Annotated in this window: 14 protein-coding genes and 1 tRNA gene; 8 read left to right on the top strand and 7 right to left on the bottom strand. The window is 72.9% G+C overall.

The annotated features are described in order from the left end of the window. Window positions 1-5 precede the first annotated feature (5 nt). From ACFZAT_RS04220 to ACFZAT_RS04205, 4 genes are all read right to left on the bottom strand, one after another. Window positions 6-1316 (bottom strand): homoserine dehydrogenase, encoded by a 1311-nt coding sequence (locus ACFZAT_RS04220; RefSeq protein ID WP_018102649.1) that lies wholly within the window; start codon window positions 1314-1316, stop codon window positions 6-8. 125 nt (window positions 1317-1441) lie between these two features. Further along, complete coding sequence (gene lysA, locus ACFZAT_RS04215; protein WP_391259691.1) at window positions 1442-2833, bottom strand: diaminopimelate decarboxylase; 1392 nt, start codon at window positions 2831-2833, stop codon at window positions 1442-1444. A gap of 26 nt (window positions 2834-2859) precedes the next feature. Further along, window positions 2860-4083, bottom strand: coding sequence for an ArgS-related anticodon-binding protein NrtL (gene nrtL / locus ACFZAT_RS04210; protein WP_391259689.1), 1224 nt, complete (start codon window positions 4081-4083; stop codon window positions 2860-2862). Window positions 4084-4138: 55 nt separating this feature from the next. After that, window positions 4139-4552: a response regulator gene (locus tag ACFZAT_RS04205; RefSeq protein ID WP_391259686.1), complete on the bottom strand. Its 414-nt coding sequence runs from the start codon at window positions 4550-4552 to the stop codon at window positions 4139-4141. Window positions 4553-4768: 216 nt separating this feature from the next. On the opposite strand from ACFZAT_RS04205, the gene ACFZAT_RS04200 reads away from it, so the two are divergent. Continuing rightward, window positions 4769-4840, top strand: a tRNA-Arg gene (locus ACFZAT_RS04200). Between the two features lie 129 nt (window positions 4841-4969). Here the strand turns inward: ACFZAT_RS04200 and ACFZAT_RS04195 are convergent. Beyond that, window positions 4970-5443 (bottom strand): ArsI/CadI family heavy metal resistance metalloenzyme, encoded by a 474-nt coding sequence (locus tag ACFZAT_RS04195; protein WP_391259684.1) that lies wholly within the window; start codon window positions 5441-5443, stop codon window positions 4970-4972. Between the two features lie 81 nt (window positions 5444-5524). On the opposite strand from ACFZAT_RS04195, the gene ACFZAT_RS04190 reads away from it, so the two are divergent. Genes ACFZAT_RS04190 through ACFZAT_RS04180 form a run of 3 tightly spaced genes read left to right on the top strand, consistent with a single transcriptional unit; the run spans window position 5525 to window position 7390 of the window. Then, window positions 5525-5896 (top strand): metalloregulator ArsR/SmtB family transcription factor, encoded by a 372-nt coding sequence (locus ACFZAT_RS04190; RefSeq protein WP_391259681.1) that lies wholly within the window; start codon window positions 5525-5527, stop codon window positions 5894-5896. Beyond that, complete coding sequence (gene arsB, locus ACFZAT_RS04185) at window positions 5893-6990, top strand: ACR3 family arsenite efflux transporter (RefSeq protein ID WP_391259677.1); 1098 nt, start codon at window positions 5893-5895, stop codon at window positions 6988-6990. Before ACFZAT_RS04190 ends, arsB begins: the two co-directional genes overlap by 4 nt. Next, on the top strand, window positions 6983-7390 hold the full coding sequence (locus ACFZAT_RS04180; protein ID WP_391259674.1) for an arsenate reductase ArsC: 408 nt from the start codon (window positions 6983-6985) through the stop codon (window positions 7388-7390). The genes arsB and ACFZAT_RS04180 overlap by 8 nt, the downstream gene beginning before the upstream one ends. Before the next feature lie 140 nt (window positions 7391-7530). Here ACFZAT_RS04180 and glyA read toward each other — a convergent pair whose 3' ends face one another. Further along, window positions 7531-8826 (bottom strand): serine hydroxymethyltransferase, encoded by a 1296-nt coding sequence (glyA, locus tag ACFZAT_RS04175; protein ID WP_391259671.1) that lies wholly within the window; start codon window positions 8824-8826, stop codon window positions 7531-7533. A gap of 361 nt (window positions 8827-9187) precedes the next feature. On the opposite strand from glyA, the gene ACFZAT_RS04170 reads away from it, so the two are divergent. After that, on the top strand, window positions 9188-11098 hold the full coding sequence (locus ACFZAT_RS04170) for a protease pro-enzyme activation domain-containing protein (RefSeq protein ID WP_391259668.1): 1911 nt from the start codon (window positions 9188-9190) through the stop codon (window positions 11096-11098). An 81-nt stretch (window positions 11099-11179) separates the two neighbouring features. Here the strand turns inward: ACFZAT_RS04170 and ACFZAT_RS04165 are convergent, their stop codons facing one another. Continuing rightward, the gene (locus ACFZAT_RS04165) at window positions 11180-12238 is read right to left on the bottom strand and encodes a Ku protein (protein WP_391259665.1); all 1059 of its coding nucleotides are present in this window, start codon (window positions 12236-12238) and stop codon (window positions 11180-11182) included. Window positions 12239-12300: 62 nt separating this feature from the next. On the opposite strand from ACFZAT_RS04165, the gene ligD reads away from it, so the two are divergent. The 3 genes from ligD to ACFZAT_RS04150 all read left to right on the top strand — a co-directional run bounded on the left by ligD (window position 12301) and on the right by ACFZAT_RS04150 (window position 15787). Beyond that, window positions 12301-13191 (top strand): non-homologous end-joining DNA ligase, encoded by an 891-nt coding sequence (gene ligD / locus ACFZAT_RS04160; RefSeq protein ID WP_391259663.1) that lies wholly within the window; start codon window positions 12301-12303, stop codon window positions 13189-13191. Between the two features lie 149 nt (window positions 13192-13340). After that, the gene (locus ACFZAT_RS04155) at window positions 13341-15455 is read left to right on the top strand and encodes a HEAT repeat domain-containing protein (RefSeq protein WP_391259660.1); all 2115 of its coding nucleotides are present in this window, start codon (window positions 13341-13343) and stop codon (window positions 15453-15455) included. Next, window positions 15452-15787 (top strand): zinc-ribbon domain-containing protein, encoded by a 336-nt coding sequence (locus ACFZAT_RS04150; RefSeq protein WP_391259658.1) that lies wholly within the window; start codon window positions 15452-15454, stop codon window positions 15785-15787. The genes ACFZAT_RS04155 and ACFZAT_RS04150 overlap by 4 nt, the downstream gene beginning before the upstream one ends. Window positions 15788-15811: the final 24 nt, after the last annotated feature.

The following is a 15811-nucleotide window of genomic DNA, read 5'->3' as shown; positions in this document are numbered from 1 at the left end:
GGTCCTTACTCCCCTTCAACACGCATGATGCTGGCGACACCGCGCACGGTGTCGAGCTTGCGCAGCGCTTCGACGGTCCCGGAGAGGGCGGCGTCGGGCGCGCGGTGGGTGACGACGACGAGAGAGGCCTCGCCGTCGGTTTCCTGACTGTCCGGCCGGCTCTGCTGGCGGACCGTATCGATGGATACGCCCTGGTCGGCGAAGACCGTCGCGACCTGGGCGAGCACGCCCGGCTTGTCGGCCACGTCGAGGCTGATGTGGTACCGCGTGACGACGTCGCCCATGGGGCTCACCGGCAGGCGCGTGTACGCGGACTCACCGGGCCCGGGGGCCTCGTTGAGCTTGTTGCGGCAGACGGCGACGAGGTCGCCGAGGACCGCGGAGGCGGTGGGCGCGCCGCCGGCGCCGGGCCCGTAGAACATCAGCTGCCCGGCCGCCTCGGCCTCCACGAACACCGCGTTGTACGCCTCGCGCACCGAGGCGAGCGGGTGGCTCAGCGGGATCATCGCGGGGTGCACGCGGGCCGTCACGGAGGCGCCGTCGGCGGCGCGCTCGCAGATGGCGAGGAGCTTGACGGTGCAGCCCATGCGGCGGGCGGACGCGATGTCGGCGGCGGTGACCTCGGTGATGCCCTCGCGGTGCACGTCGCCGATCCTCACCCGGGTGTGGAAGGCGATCCCGGCGAGGATCGCGGCCTTGGCGGCGGCGTCGAAGCCCTCCACGTCGGCGGTCGGGTCGGCCTCCGCGTAACCGAGGGCGGTGGCCTCGTCCAGCGCCTCGGAGTATCCGGCGCCGCTGGTGTCCATCTTGTCGAGGATGAAGTTGGTGGTGCCGTTGACGATGCCGAGCACCCGGTTGACCTTGTCGCCGGCCAGGGACTCGCGCAGCGGGCGTACGAGCGGGATGGCGCCGGCCACGGCGGCCTCGTAATAGAGGTCCCGGCCGTGCTGCTCGGCGGCGGCGTGCAGGGCGGCGCCGTCCTCGGCGAGCAGGGCCTTGTTGGCGGAGACGACGCTCGCGCCGTGCTCGAAGGCGGTCCTGATCAGCGTGCGGGCGGGCTCGATGCCGCCGATGACCTCGATGACGACGTCGATGTCGCCGCGTTTGACCAGGGCGGTCGCGTCCGTGGTGATCAGGGCGGGGTCGATGCCCTCGCGCACCTTGGAGGGCCGGCGGACGGCGACACCGGCGAGCTCCACCGGCGCGCCGATGCGCGCGGCGAGGTCGTCGGCGTGCGTCGTCATGATGCGCGCCACCTCTGAGCCGACCACACCACAGCCCAGCAGCGCCACCTTCAGCGGACGCGTACGCATCATCCGACCTCGTTTCCTTTACACCTGTAGTACGGACCAGTCTCACTCACCGGACGGGTGTTCCCGCCACCCGTCCGGATCCTGAGATGTTTATCGGGGCAGCGTGGTACGCCCCCGGAAATACGTCATCAGCCGACGTCGAGACGCAGGAGATCTTCCTCCGTCTCGCGCCGGACGATCACCCGCGCCTCCCCGTCCCGCACGGCGACGACCGGCGGGCGCAGGGCGTGGTTGTAGTTGCTCGCCATGGAGCGGCAGTACGCGCCGGTGGCGGGCACGGCGATCAGGTCGCCGGGGGCCAGGTCGGAGGGCAGGAAGGCGTCCTTGACCACGATGTCGCCGCTCTCGCAGTGCTTGCCGACGACCCGGACGAGCATCGGTTCGGCGTCCGAGGTCCGCGAGGCGAGCGCGACGCTGTACTCGGCGTCGTACAGCGCGGTCCGGATGTTGTCCGACATCCCGCCGTCGACGCTCACATAGGTGCGCAGGCCCTCCAGCGGCTTGACCGTGCCGACCTCGTACAGCGTGAAGGCGGTCGGGCCGACGATGGCGCGGCCCGGCTCGACGGAGATGCGGGGGGTGGCGAGCCCGGCGGCCTCGCACTCGCGGGTCACGATGTCGCCGAGCGACTTGGCGATCTCGTGCGGTTCGCGCGGGTCGTCCTCGGAGGTGTACGCGATGCCGAGGCCGCCGCCGAGGTCGATCTCGGGCAGCTCGACGCCGTGCTCGTCGCGCACCTCGGCGAGCAGCTGCACGACGCGGCGGGCGGAGACCTCGAAGCCGGCCATGTCGAAGATCTGGGAGCCGATGTGGGAGTGGATGCCGACGAGTTCGAGCCCGTCCAGGGTGAGCGCCCGGCGCACCGCCTCGGCGGCCTGTCCCCCGGCGAGCGCGATGCCGAACTTCTGGTCCTCGTGAGCGGTGGCGATGAACTCGTGAGTGTGCGCCTCGACGCCGACGGTGACCCGGATCTGGACGCGCTGGCGCTTGCCGAGGCTCTGCGCGACGTGGGCGACGCGGACGATCTCCTGGAAGGAGTCGAGGACGATGCGTCCGACGCCCGCCGCGACGGCGCGCTCGATCTCCTCGGCGGTCTTGTTGTTGCCGTGGAAGGCGATGCGCTCCGCGGGCATCCCGGCGTCGAGCGCGGTGGTGAGCTCGCCGCCGGAGCAGACGTCGAGGTTGAGGCCCTCCTCCTTGAGCCAGCGCACGACGGCCCGGGAGAGGAACGCCTTGCCCGCGTAGAAGACGTCGGCCCCGGGCCCGAAGGCGTCGGACCAGGCCCGGCAGCGGGCCCGGAAGTCGGCCTCGTCCAGGAAGTAGGCGGGGGTGCCGAACTCCTCGGCGAGGCGGGAGACCGTGAGCCCCCCGACGGTGACGGCGCCGTGCTCGTCGCGGGTGACGGTACGGGACCACACCTTCTCGTCCAGGACGTTGAGGTCGTCGGCGGGGGCGAGGTAATGGCCCTCGGACATGACGTCGGCGTGACGGGGTCCGGCGGGGTGTGCGGATCGGCTCATCGTGTGGCTCTGCTCTCTCGGGGTGCTCAGAGGTGTTCGGGCGCGCTGACGCCGAGCAGGGACAGGCCGCCGGCCAGCACCGTCCCGGCGGCTTCGGCGAGGGCCGTCCGGGAGCGGTGGGCGGCCGAGGGTTTCTCGTCCCCGGCGGGGAGCGGTGGGGCGGCGTCGTGGAAGTCGAAGAAGGCGCCGGCGACCGCGTCGAGGTGCCGGGCGAGCCGGTCGGGGGCACGGTGGCGGGCTGCGCCCGCGAGTGCGGCGGGGTGCGCGTCGAGCAGCGCGAGCAGGGCGGTGGACGCCTCGGCGGCGGCGCTGCGCGGCCCCGCGGTGGACGCGGTCGCGCCGATGCCCCGGCTGGGCCCTGCGGTGGACGCGGTCGCGTCGACATCCCGGCCGGGTCCCGCGGCCGCCCCGGTCGCGTCGACGTCCCGGCGGGGCCCCGCTGCCGCCCCGGGCGCGTCGATGTCCTCGCCGGGCCCCGCGACGGCGACCCCGAGGCGGGCCGCCTCGCGGACGACGGCGCGGGCGCGTGCGTGGGCGTAACGCACCCGGAAGAGGGAGTTGGCCTCGGTCTGCGCGATGAGCTCGGGCCCCAGGGGGGCACGGTCGTGCCCGGCGACGCGGAGGAGGCCCCAGCGGGCGGCGTCGGGGCCGAGCCGGGCCAGCAGGGTGGCGGCGGTCTCGCCCGCGGGGACGGGACGTATGGGGGCTTCCGCCTGAGCCCCGGGCGCCTCCGTACGCACCCCGAGCCGCGTCCAGTCCGGGTCCGGCTCGCCCTCGCAGCCGACGCGCACGTCGGCGCCCTGGGCGCTCAGGAGGCGGCGGACGGCGTCGGCGGTGACGGCGGCCCGGACCTCGCGGGCGTGGACGACGCACAGCCGCTGTCCGGCGAGTTCGTCCCCGTACCCGTACCGCGGCCCCTGCTCCCGCACCCGGTGGACGAGGGCGCGGTGGGCGGCGGCGCCGGTGGCGGCGTCGAGCGTGAAGTTGAGGAAGCCGGGTCCGGTGATCTCGACCCCGGCGACTCCGGGGGCTCCGGCGAGCCGGTCGCGCAGGATCTCGGCGACCTCGCGGGCGCCGAGGCCCGCGGGTCCGGCGAGCTGGAGCGCGACGGCGCTGGCGTAGTCGCCGCGCCCGCCGGGCCGGGTCCTCTCCACCCGTACGCGCGCGGGCACGGGCGCGCGCAGGGCGTCCTCGCGGACTGCGCGGCGCACGGCGCGCAGCACAGTCGTGGAGAGATCGACGGGGGTCACGGGACAAGCGTATGGGAGGGAGGGGGTCCCTTCGCGAACCGGTTTCGCCATGCGGTCAGCCGACGGAGCGGTCCGCCCGCCCGGCACGCGACCCGCCGTCCAGAACGGGCGGCCGGCCGCGCTCGACGAGCCGGCGCACGAGCATCACCAGCTCGCCCGGCTCGAACGGCTTGGCGAGGAACGCGTCCACTCCGGCGGCGACCCCGTGGTCCACCTCGTAGGGCGTGCAGGCGCTGACGATCGCGAGCGGCAGATGCCCGGTGCGCGGGTCGGACCGCAGCCGGCCGGCGGTCTGGAGGCCGTCGAGCCGGGGCATGACCACATCGAGCGTGATCACATCGGGGCGGACCCGGTGCACGAGATTCAGACACTCGACACCATCGCCCGCGGTCACGACCTCGAAGCCCTCAAGCTCAAGGTTGACCCTGATCAACTGCCGGATGACCTTGTTGTCGTCGACAACAAGCACGCGGCCGCATGCCCCAGACACCCTTCGAGAGTAGGCGCGCCGGAGGGGCTGCGTCCGGGTTTTGCCCACTTCCGCCCCAGGAGGACCGCCCGTAAGGATGGCCGGATGTGCGTACGAGGGGGCGCGCACCGTCACGCGATGACGCGGAATACCTGTTCACGGGCACCCCGTCGGAGCTGGTAGTGTTTCACCCGTCGCAGAGCAGCACAGCGATACGCCCCCGTAGCTCAGGGGATAGAGCATCGGCCTCCGGAGCCGGGTGCGCAGGTTCGAATCCTGCCGGGGGCACCTCATGGAGGTGCCAAAGACCCCGCCGTCAGCGGAAACGCTGAGGTCGGGGTCTTCGCGTATGGGCGTACGGTCGGGCGCCGCGTTTCTCGTCGCCACCTCCGACCGCCGCGGTCGGGCTGCCGGAGCTCAGGTGCCGCACGCGCAGCCCGCGGTCGCGGGTGCCGCCTCGGTCGCCGGCTGGTCGGTGCAGCAGGCGGCGGTGGATTCGGTCGCGGGGCTCTTGCCCATCCGGTCGGCGTCGGCCTTGACGACGTAGACCTCCCAGGGTTCCCTGCCGGGGCCGTGGACCCAGACCTTGTCCTGGAGGGCGTAGCAGCAGGAGGTGTCGTTCTCCTCGAACGTGGCGAGTCCGGCCTCCTTGAGGCGGTCGGTGGCGGCGGTGACGGCCCCGGTGGATTCGACCTCGACGCCGAGGTGGTCCAGGCGGGTGTCCTGGCCGGGCTCGCCCTCGATGAGGACGAGCTTGAGCGGGGGCTCGGCGACGGCGAAGTTGGCGTACCCGGGGCGGCGCTTGACCGGTTCGACGCCGAACAGCTTGGAGTAGAAGGTCACCGAGGCTTCGAGGTCGGCGACGTTGAGCGCGAGCTGGACACGGGACATGACGGTACTCCCCGAACAGGTTGATTCGATGTCTGTCGATACAACCTTGCGTCGAAGATTGAAGGATGTCAATATAGAAGAATGTCGAAACAAGAGCTCGTGGTGCTCGGCCAGGACGGTGCCGCGGGATGCTGCCCGGCGCTGCTGACCGCCCCGCTGGACGAGGACCAGGCCACCGACCTGGCGAAGGTGTTCAAGGCGCTGGGTGATCCGGTGCGGCTGCGACTGCTGTCGCTGATCGCTTCACGGGCGGGCGGCGAGGTCTGCGTATGCGACCTGACGCCCGCCTTCGACCTGTCGCAGCCGACGATCTCCCATCACCTGAAGCTGCTGAAGCAGGCCGGGCTCATCGACTCCGAGCGGCGCGGCACCTGGGTCTACTACCGCCTGCTGCCCGAGATGACGGACCGGCTCGCCGCGATCCTCACCCGCCCCGCCGGAACCGTCTCGTGACGACGGACGCCGCCGCACCGGCACCGGCCGTCGGAAGGCTGTCGTTCCTCGACCGCTTCCTCGCCGTCTGGATCCTGCTCGCGATGGCGACCGGGCTCGGCCTGGGCCGTCTCGTGCCCGGTCTCGGGGACGCGCTGGCCGGGGTGACCGTCACCGGTGTCTCCCTGCCGATCGCGCTGGGCCTGCTCGTGATGATGTACCCGGTGCTGGCCAAGGTCCGCTACGACCGCCTCGACACGGTCACCCGCGACCGCGCGCTGCTCGTGACATCCCTGGTCCTCAACTGGATCGTCGGTCCGGCGCTGATGTTCGCGCTCGCCTGGATCTTCCTGCCGGACCTGCCCGAGTACCGCACCGGCCTGATCATCGTCGGGCTCGCCCGCTGCATCGCCATGGTCGTCATCTGGAACGACCTCGCCTGCGGCGACCGCGAGGCCGCCGCCGTCCTGGTCGCCCTGAACTCGCTCTTCCAGGTGCTCGCCTTCGCCGCGCTGGGCTGGTTCTACCTGTCCGTGCTGCCCGGCCTGCTCGGCCTGGAACAGACCGCGCTCGACGTGTCCGTGTGGGAGATCGCCCGCTCGGTCCTGATCTTCCTCGGCATCCCCCTGCTGGCCGGGTTCCTCACCCGCCGCCTCGGCGAGAAGGCCCGGGGGCGCACCTGGTACGAGACGAAGCTGATCCCCCGGATCGGCCCGGTCGCCCTGTACGGGCTGCTGTTCACCATCGTCGTACTCTTCGCCCTCCAGGGCGACGCCATCACCTCCCGGCCCCTGGACGTCGCCCGGATCGCGCTGCCCCTGCTGGCGTACTTCGCGCTCATGTGGGCCGGGTCCATGGCCACCGGCCGCGCCGTGGGGCTGGACTACCCGAGGACGACGACGCTGGCGTTCACCGCGGCCGGCAACAACTTCGAGCTCGCCATCGCCGTCGCCATCGCCACCTTCGGCGCCACCAGCGGCCAGGCGCTCGCCGGGGTCGTGGGCCCGCTCATCGAGGTCCCCGTCCTCATCGGGCTGGTCCATGTCGCCCTCGCCGCCCGCCGCCACTTCCCTCAGCCGTCGCCCGCCGCCCCGGAAGGCTCCGCCCGTGCCTGAACCCCGACCGTCCGTGCTGTTCGTGTGCGTCCACAACGCGGGCCGCTCGCAGATGGCCGCCGCTTTCCTGACCCACCTCTCCGAAGGCGGCGTCGAGGTCCGTTCCGCCGGGTCCGCGCCCGCGGCTTCGGTGAACCCGGCGGCCGTCCAGGCCATGGCCGAAGTCGGCATCGACCTCTCCGCCGAGACGCCGAAGGTACTGACCGTCGAGGCCGTACAGGCATCGGACGTGGTGATCACGATGGGGTGCGGAGACACCTGCCCCGTCTTCCCCGGCAAGACGTACCTCGACTGGTCGCTCGAAGACCCGGCCGGTCACGGGATCGAGGCCGTCCGGCCGATCCGCGACCGGATCGAGCGACACGTCCGCGATCTCCTCGCCGGACTCCGGCCCCGCTGACGCGAGTCGAGACCCGATCCCCGGCCCGTCGCGGACCCGCCCTCTCGCCCACGGCCTGGGGCGAGTTGGTCGCGTACGCCGTCCAGGGCCGTGCCCCGCACCGTGCCCCGCACCGGTGGTGCGGGGCACGGTCATGTGGCTCAGGCGACCGGCAGGCCCGGTGCCGGGTACGCGTCCATGAGTTCCTTCACCTCCGCGCGCACCTTCCCGATCGTGTCCTCGTCGCCCGTGATCACGCGGTCGATCCAGTCCGCGATCGCGGCCATCTCCGAGACGGGGACGCCCCGGGACGTCAGCGCCGGCGTACCGAGGCGGATGCCGGAGGGGTCGAAGGGCTTGCGGGGGTCGTAGGGGACCGCGTTGTAGTTGGCGACGATGCCCGCCCGGTCCAGGGCCTTGGCCGCCGGCTTGCCCGGGACGCCCTTGGCCGTGAGGTCCACCAGCAGCAGGTGGTTGTCGGTGCCGCCGGAGACCAGGTCGTAGCCACGGGCCGACAACTCCTCGCCCAGCGCGCGGGCGTTGGCCACCACCGCGTGGGCGTAGGCGCGGAAGTCCGGGGTGGCCGCCTCCTTCAGGGCTACGCCGATCGCGGCCGTGGTCTGGTTGTGCGGGCCGCCCTGGAGGCCGGGGAAGACGGCGCGGTCCAGGGCGCGGGCGTGCTCGGCGCGGCTGAGGAGCATCGCGCCGCGCGGGCCGCGCAGGGTCTTGTGGGTGGTCGTGGAGACGACGTCCACGTGCGGCGCGGGCGAGGGGTGGGCGCCGCCCGCGACCAGGCCCGCGATGTGCGCGATGTCCGCCACCAGGATCGCGCCCACCTCGCGGGCGATCTCCGCGAAGCCCGCGAAGTCGATCGTGCGGGGCACGGCGGTGCCGCCGCAGAAGATGAGCCTGGGCCGCTCGGCGAGGGCCAGATCGCGGACCTCGTCCAGATCGACGCGGCCGGTGTCGCGGCGCACGCCGTACTGGACGCCGTTGAACCAGGTGCCGGTGGCGGAGACGCCCCAGCCGTGCGTGAGGTGGCCGCCCATGGGCAGCGACATGCCGAGCACGGTGTCGCCGGGCTTGAGGAAGGCCAGGTAGACGGCGAGGTTGGCGGGTGAGCCGGAGTACGGCTGGACGTTGGCGTGGTCCATGGCGAAGAGGGTCCGGCCGCGGTCGGCGGTCAGGGTCTCGATCTGGTCGATGACCTGCTGGCCCTCGTAGTACCGCTTGCCGGGGTAGCCCTCGGAGTACTTGTTCTGGAGCACGGTGCCGGACGCTTCGAGCACCGCGGCGGAGACGTAGTTCTCGCTGGGGATCAGGCGCAGGGTGTCCGCCTGGAGCTGTTCCTCGGCGGTCACGAGGGCGGCGAGTTCGGGGTCGGCGCCCGCCAGGGCGGGGTGGCGGGGGTGTGCGGGTACGGACGCGGTCACGGGTTCCTCCCGGGTCGGTCGCATGGCTGCGGCGTGGACCCGGATGCCCAGGCGGACGGCTCTCCGGCATGACGCCCCCGGGCACGCCCGGGGTGTGCCGCTCCCTCGTGGTCGATTCCACTGAGCACCCCGCGAGGAGTGCGCGCCAGTCGCGGCCTTCCGCACCTTACCGGGCGGCGGCGGCCCGAGGCGGAGTGAACCGGCCCGTCTCCGGACGCACTTGGCCGAGTCTTGAGGAATGCATGTCCCCTACATGAAGGGTTCCTCGCCAGAGTGGCGCATTACATGTGCACTTCATTCGGCACATGCTCCGTACGCGAGACCCATATCGCAGGGGGTTGTTGTTTTGATATTCAGCCGCGCCGGACGACGCGCCGGGCTGAGCATGGCAGTGACACTGCCGCTGCTCGCCGGGGCGCTCGCCCTCGGGATGCCCGACGCCAGTGCCGATGCCGGGCACGGGGGCCGGGACGCGTTGCAGGGCACCAAGCCGGCCTGGGCGACCGCCTCGGCCGACCAGGGGGCCGCTTCCGACAGCACGAAGGTGGCCGTGCGGGTGCACCTGGCGGGCCGGGACGCGAAGGGGCTGGCCGCCTACGCCGCCGCCGTGTCGGACCCGGAGTCGTCCTCGTACGGGAAGTTCCTGAGCCCCGCGCAGGCGCGGGCCCGGTTCGGGGCCACCCCGGAGCAGATCGAGCGGGTCAGGCAGTGGCTGGAGGCCGGCGGGCTGACGGTCACCGGGGCGAACGAGCACTACGTCTCGGCCACCGGTGACGTCGCTGCCGCCGAGAAGGCGTTCTCCACGCAGCTGCGCAACTACCGCAAGGACGGCCGCACTTACCGCGCCCCGTCCGGCACCGCCTCGGTCCCCGCCGGGCTGGGCGACGCCGTGCTCGCCGTGTCCGGCCTGGACAACGCCCCGCACACCGCCCGCCACGACGACGTGCTGCCGCCGCCGGACGCGGTGTTCCGCAACTCCGGCCCGTTCTCGTCGTACTTCGGGTCGAGGACGGCCTCCTCGCTGCCCAAGGCGTACGGGTCGAAGGCGCCGTACGCCGTCAAGGGCTACACCGGCAAGCAGCTGCGCGCCGCGTACGGGGCCGGGGACTACACCGGCAAGGGGGTGACCGTCGCCATCACCGACGCGTACGCCTCGCCCACCATCGCGAAGGACGCCGCCGAGTACGCCAAGCGCAACGGCGACGCGCCGTACCGGCGCGGCCAGTTGAGCCAGGTCCTGCCGGACGACTACACGAAGACCGAGGAGTGCGGGGCCTCCGGCTGGTACGGCGAGGAGACCCTCGACGTCGAGGCCGTGCACGCGGTCGCGCCCGCCGCCGGCATCGTGTACGTGGGCGGCGCCTCCTGCTACGACAACGACCTGCTCGACTCGCTGAACAAGGTCGTCGACCACCGCCTCGCGGACATCGTCTCCAACTCCTGGGGCGATGTGGAGGCCAACCAGACCCCGGACCTGGCGCTCGCCTACGACCACGTGTTCCAGATGGGCGCGATCGAGGGCATCGGCTTCTACTTCTCCTCCGGCGACGCGGGCGACAACGTCGACTCGACCGGCACCAAGCAGATCGACGTCCCGTCCAACTCGGCCTGGGTGACCTCGGTCGGCGGCACCGCGCTCGCGGTCGGCAAGCACGAGAAGTACCTCTGGGAGACCGGCTGGGGCACGCTCAACGCCCCGCTGGCGGCGGACGGCCGCAGCTGGGAAGGGTTCCCCGGCGCGTACACCTCGGGCGCGGGCGGCGGCACCAGCTCCACCGTGAAGCAGCCGTTCTACCAGCGCGGGATCGTGCCCGACTCGCTGGCGCGGGCGAACGGGAAGACCCGGATGCGCACGGCCCCGGACATCGCGGCCGTCGCGGACCCGAACACCGGTTTCCTGGTCGGGCAGACCCAGACCCTGCCCGACGGTTCGCTGGGCTACGACGAGTACCGCATCGGCGGCACCTCGCTGGCGGCCCCGGTCATCGCGGGCATTCAGGCGCTGGCGCAGCAGGCCCAGCACGGGCGGCCGATCGGGTTCGCCAACCCGGCGATCTACGCCCGGTACCACTCGAAGGCGTACCACGACGTGACCGACCACCCGCTGGGCGCACACCGTGACCTGGCCGTCGTCCGGGTGGACTTCGTCAACGGCGTCGACGCGGCGGACGGTCTGCGGACCACCGTGCGCAGCCTGGGCAAGGACGCCTCCCTGGCGGCCGTGCGCGGCTACGACGACGTGACCGGCGTCGGCACCCCGGCCGCCGGTTATGTGAGCTCCTACCGCCGGCGCTGACCGCCCGGCGCTGGGACGAGGCGTGGGGCCGGTACACCGAGATCGGCGTACCGGCCCCATGTCGTCAAAGGCTCGAAAGGCTCAGGCCGAGGCGCGTTTGCGGGATGCCGTGCTCTTCGAGCCCGTCTTCTTCGCCGTCGTCTTCTTGGCGGCCGCCTTCTTCGCGGTGCTCTTGGTGGCCGTCTTCTTGGCCGCCTGCTTGCCCGAACCGCTCGATGTGGACTTCTTGCCGCCGGTGGACTTCGGGGAGGAGGCGGACTTCTTGGCGGCGCCGCCGGAGCCGGATGCCTTCTTCTCGGCGCCGGACGCCTTGCGGTCCGCGAGGTGCGTGACGTCCGCCACGGACTCCTCCCCCTCCTCGCCCCGGGCCTCCTTCGCCGCCTTGACGCTGCTCTCCAGGGCGGCGAGCAGATCGATGACCTTGCCGCCCCCCTTCGCGCCCTTCTCGGCCGGCTCCGGCTCCTCGCCCGACGCCTTCGCCGCGATCAGTTCCTCGACCGCTTCCCGGTAGTCGTCGTGCAGCGAGTCCATGTCGACCTCGCCGAGGGTGTCCATCAGGGCGTCCGCGAGGTCCAGCTCCGCGTCGCGCACCGTCACGTCGGACTCCGGGGCGACGCCCTCGGGGGCGCGGATCTCGTCCGGCCAGAGCAGCCCGTGCATGGCGATCACGTCGTCCACGACCCGGAGCATGCCCAGGCGCTCGCGCCCGCGCAGCGCGTACTTGGCGAGGGCCACCTTCCGGCTCCGCTTCAGGGCCTCGCGCAGCAGGGTGTACGGCTTGGCCGCCGGGACGCCGTTGGCGGAGAGGTAGTAGGCCGCGTCCATCTGGAGCGGGTCGATCGCGTCGGCCGGGACGAAGGCCACGATCTCGATGGTCTTCGCGGTGGGCAGCGGCAACTGGCTCAGGTCCTCGTCGGTGATCGGGATCATCGTGCCGTCGGCGTCCTCGTACGCCTTGCCGATCTCGGCGGACGTCACCTCCTCCCCGTCCAGCTCGCACACCTTGCGGTAGCGGATGCGCCCGCCGTCCTCGACGTGGATCTGCCGGAACGAGATCGAGTGGTTCTCGGTGGCGTTGACCAGCTTGATCGGGATGCTGACCAGCCCGAAGGAGATGGCGCCGTTCCAGATGGACCTCACCGATTCACCCCTTGGATCCGTATATGCGAAGAAAAGACATTTTTGCGTGTGATTCTTATCGTATGACGCCGATCACCGAGGTGGAGGGGCGACGGCTGTCCCTGAGCAATCTGGACAAGGTGCTGTATCCGGCCACCGGCACCACGAAGGGCGAGGTGCTGCACTACTACGCGGCCACGGCGTCCGGGGTGCTGCTCCCGCATCTGCGGGACCGGCCGGTGTCCTTCCTGCGCTATCCGGACGGGCCGGAGGGCCAGCTCTTCTTCACCAAGAACCCGCCGCCCGGTACTCCGTCCTGGGTACGCCGGGCCCCGGTGCCGCACCACGGGAGCGAGCCGTCCGAACAGGTGGTCGTGCAGGATCTGGCCTCGCTGATGTGGGCCGCCAACCTGGTGGTGGAGTTCCACACCCCGCAGTGGCGGGCCGGGAGCCCGGCGGTGGCCGACCGGCTGGTCCTCGACCTGGACCCGGGGGCGCCCGCCACGGTGGTCGAGTGCTGCCGGGTCGCGCTGTGGCTGCGGGAGCGGCTGGCCGAGGACGGCCTGACGGCGTACGGCAAGACCTCGGGCGCCAAGGGCCTGCATCTGCTGGTCCCGCTCGTCCCCACGGACTCGGCGGCGGTGTCGGCGTACGCGAAGGGCCTCGCCGTCCGCGCGGAGAAGGAACTCCCGGACCTGGTGGTGCACCGGATGCGGAAGGCGCTGCGGCCGGGCAAGGTCTTCGTCGACTTCAGCCAGAACGCCGCCGCGAAGACCACCGCCACGCCCTACACCCTGCGCGCCCGCCCCGAGCCGGCCGTCTCGGCGCCGGTCACCTGGGCGGAGATCGAGGGCTGCCGCTCCCCCGGCGACCTGGTGTTCCTGGCGGACGGCATGGCGGCGCGGCTCGGCCGGCACGGCGATCTGCTGGCCCCGCTGTGCGACCCGGAAGCGGGACGGCCGCTTCCGGCCTGACCGTACGCACCCGCCCCGTCCTTACCGCACGCACACGACTCTTGTCATGGAACAGGGCAAAAGCGCGCCGGACGTGGTCGGATCGTCCGAGCCGTGGTGCACACTCTGCGCAGGCACTGCGTGTGTGACGTCGGCGGGGAGGCGATGGCGTGTTCGCGGGGATCGAAGAGGTCGACTGGGCCTCGATGGAACATGCCTATGGACCGGCGGACGACGTTCCTGCGCTGCTGCGGGGGCTGGCATCCGCCGATCCGGCGGAGCGCGAACGGGCGCTGGACGGGATGTACGGGGCGGTGCACCACCAGGGCGACGTCTATCCGTGCACGCTGGCCTGCATCCCCTTCCTCTTCGAGCTGGTCGCCGACCCCTGGGTGCCGGACCGGGGCGACATAGTCGAGTTACTGACCAGCATCGGCGGCATCGACCTCGGCAAGGACGACGAGGAAGAACTCGACGAGGACGAGGCGGAGGGCGCCGCCAACTACGCGATGGCCGCGGCGGCCGTCTCCGCCGGTGCGGGGGTCTTCTTCGCGCTGCTGGCCGACGACGACCCCGGTGTACGGCTCAGCGCCCCGCTGGCGCTGGCCGCCCTGCACGACGAGCCGGGCAGGGTGCTGGCCCTGCTGCGGGCGCGGCTGGCGGCGGAGCGGGACGAGGAGGTGCGGCTGGCCCTGATCGAGGCGGCAGGGCGGCTCGCCCTGCGCCACCGGCCGCTGGCCGGTCCGGTCGCCGACTGGCTCGGCCGGCTGGCGGGCGACGCCGGACCGCCGGGGCTGCGGCTCGCGGCCCTGGCCCAGCTGGCGCGCTGCGCCCCGGGTGCGCTGCCCGGCGATGTGGTGCCCCTGGTGACGAGCCTGCTGGGCCGCCTGCGCACCTCGCCCTCCGGCCTCGGCTCCACCCGGGCGCGCCCCGTCGAACCGCCCGCCCCCGGCGCCGAGGCGGCCCCGCTGACCCTGCGGGGGCAGGTGCGGGCGCTGTCCGCCGAGGAGACGGCGGGGCGGGCCGCGCCCTGGACCGCCGATCTGCTGCGCAGCCTGCACGACGGGCTCGACGACCGGGTCGCCGAGCGGGCGGCCCTCCTGGCCGACCAGCTGAGGAGCGCCGCCCCCTGGCAGCGCGTCGACGCCGTCCGCATGAGCGCCCGGCTGATCGGCGGCTGGCGGGGCTCGTACGCGGAGCTGGTGCGGCTCCTGGGCGAGCAGTTGACCGCGCCCGAGCCGAGGCTCGCCGAAGCCGCCTCGCAGCTGCTGGAGGGCCTGTTCGGGCTGGCCGCCCCGGCGGCGGACGCGCTGGCGGAGCGGGTGGCGGCGGACCCCGGGGCCTGGGTGCGGACCGGGCCGGACGGGCGGGCCCGGCTGGGCAGCGCGGTGACGGCCCTGGCCCGGCTCGGCGACCCGCGCGCCCTGCCGGCCCTGACCGCCGCCCTCGCCCGTCCCCTGGTGCCGCCCGAGGTGGAGTCCGGGATCGCCCGGCTCGGCGAGGCGGCCCGGCCGCTGACCGGGGCGCTGCGGCAGCGGCTGGGCGAGGCGGTGCTCGACGAGCAGGCGTACGACCGGGCGGGACCGCTGCTGGGCGCCCTCACCGCGCTCCGGGCGGGCGAGGCGGCCCCGGAGGTGCTGCGGGTGCTGCGCGGGGCCCAGGAGCCCGGGAGCGAGTTGCTGCGGACGGCGGCGCTGCGGGCGCTCGCCGCCTTCGGGCCCGCCGCGCGCTGCGCCGTACCGGAGCTGCGGGCCCTGCTGCGGCGTACCGGCACGGTGGAGGCGGCGGAGGCGGCGGGCGCGCTGTGGGCGGTGGAGGAGGACGCCGACGCGGTGCTGCCCGCGCTGCTCGCGGGGCTGGCCGCCTGGGACCTGGACGCGCGGCACGCCGCGGTGGGCGCGGTGGGGCGGCTCGGCGGACGCGCGGCGGCGGGCGCGCCCCGGCTGCGGGAACTGCTGCGCGACGGAAACCTGTGGTTGCGGGTGGACGCGGCGACCGCACTGTGGGAGGTTTCCGGTCGTGCCGAGGAGTCCGTCCCGGTGCTGCTGGCAGCCTGGGAGCAGAACCACCGGGTCCGGGTCCGGGTGGCGGAATGCCTGGCGCGGATGAGGCCCGCTGGTGCAGGGTCGGACGCGGCACGGGTGCTGCTCGCCGAGCTCACCTCCGTACGCCGTCACAACGCGCCGGAAGGCGCCTACGGCAGCCACGACACGTACACCGACGAAAAGCTGCTGGCGCTCTGCCGCCGGGCGCTCCCGGGGAACACGGGGAAGGAACCGACATGATCATTTTCGGCACGCGGGGTTATCTGTACCAGCTGGCGATCCTGACGCTGGTCTGCGGCTGGTGCGGGAACCCGGCGGCGCACACGCTGCGCAAGCGGGTCACGAAGTTCACGCTGTTCTTCGTGCCGCTGTTCCCGGTCTCCACCTCGTACGCCACGCAGTGCACGTTCTGCGGTGGCGAGCAGCGGATACCGAAGGACCAGGCCGAGCAGCTGCTGGCCCAGCAGATGGCCTCGCAGCGCGGCAATCCGTACGGCCAGGCGCCGCAGCAGGGTTACGCGCCGGGCGCCTCGGGGCCTGCGGGGCAGGGGCAGAACCCGTACCAGCAGTAGCCCGCGCCACCCTGACCGCGCGTC

The sequence above is a fragment of the Streptomyces sp. NPDC008163 genome, from assembly GCF_042956885.1.
GTDB classification, from domain to species: Bacteria; Actinomycetota; Actinomycetes; order Streptomycetales; family Streptomycetaceae; genus Streptomyces; species Streptomyces drozdowiczii_A.
This window is presented reverse-complemented; position numbering and strand designations above follow the sequence as displayed.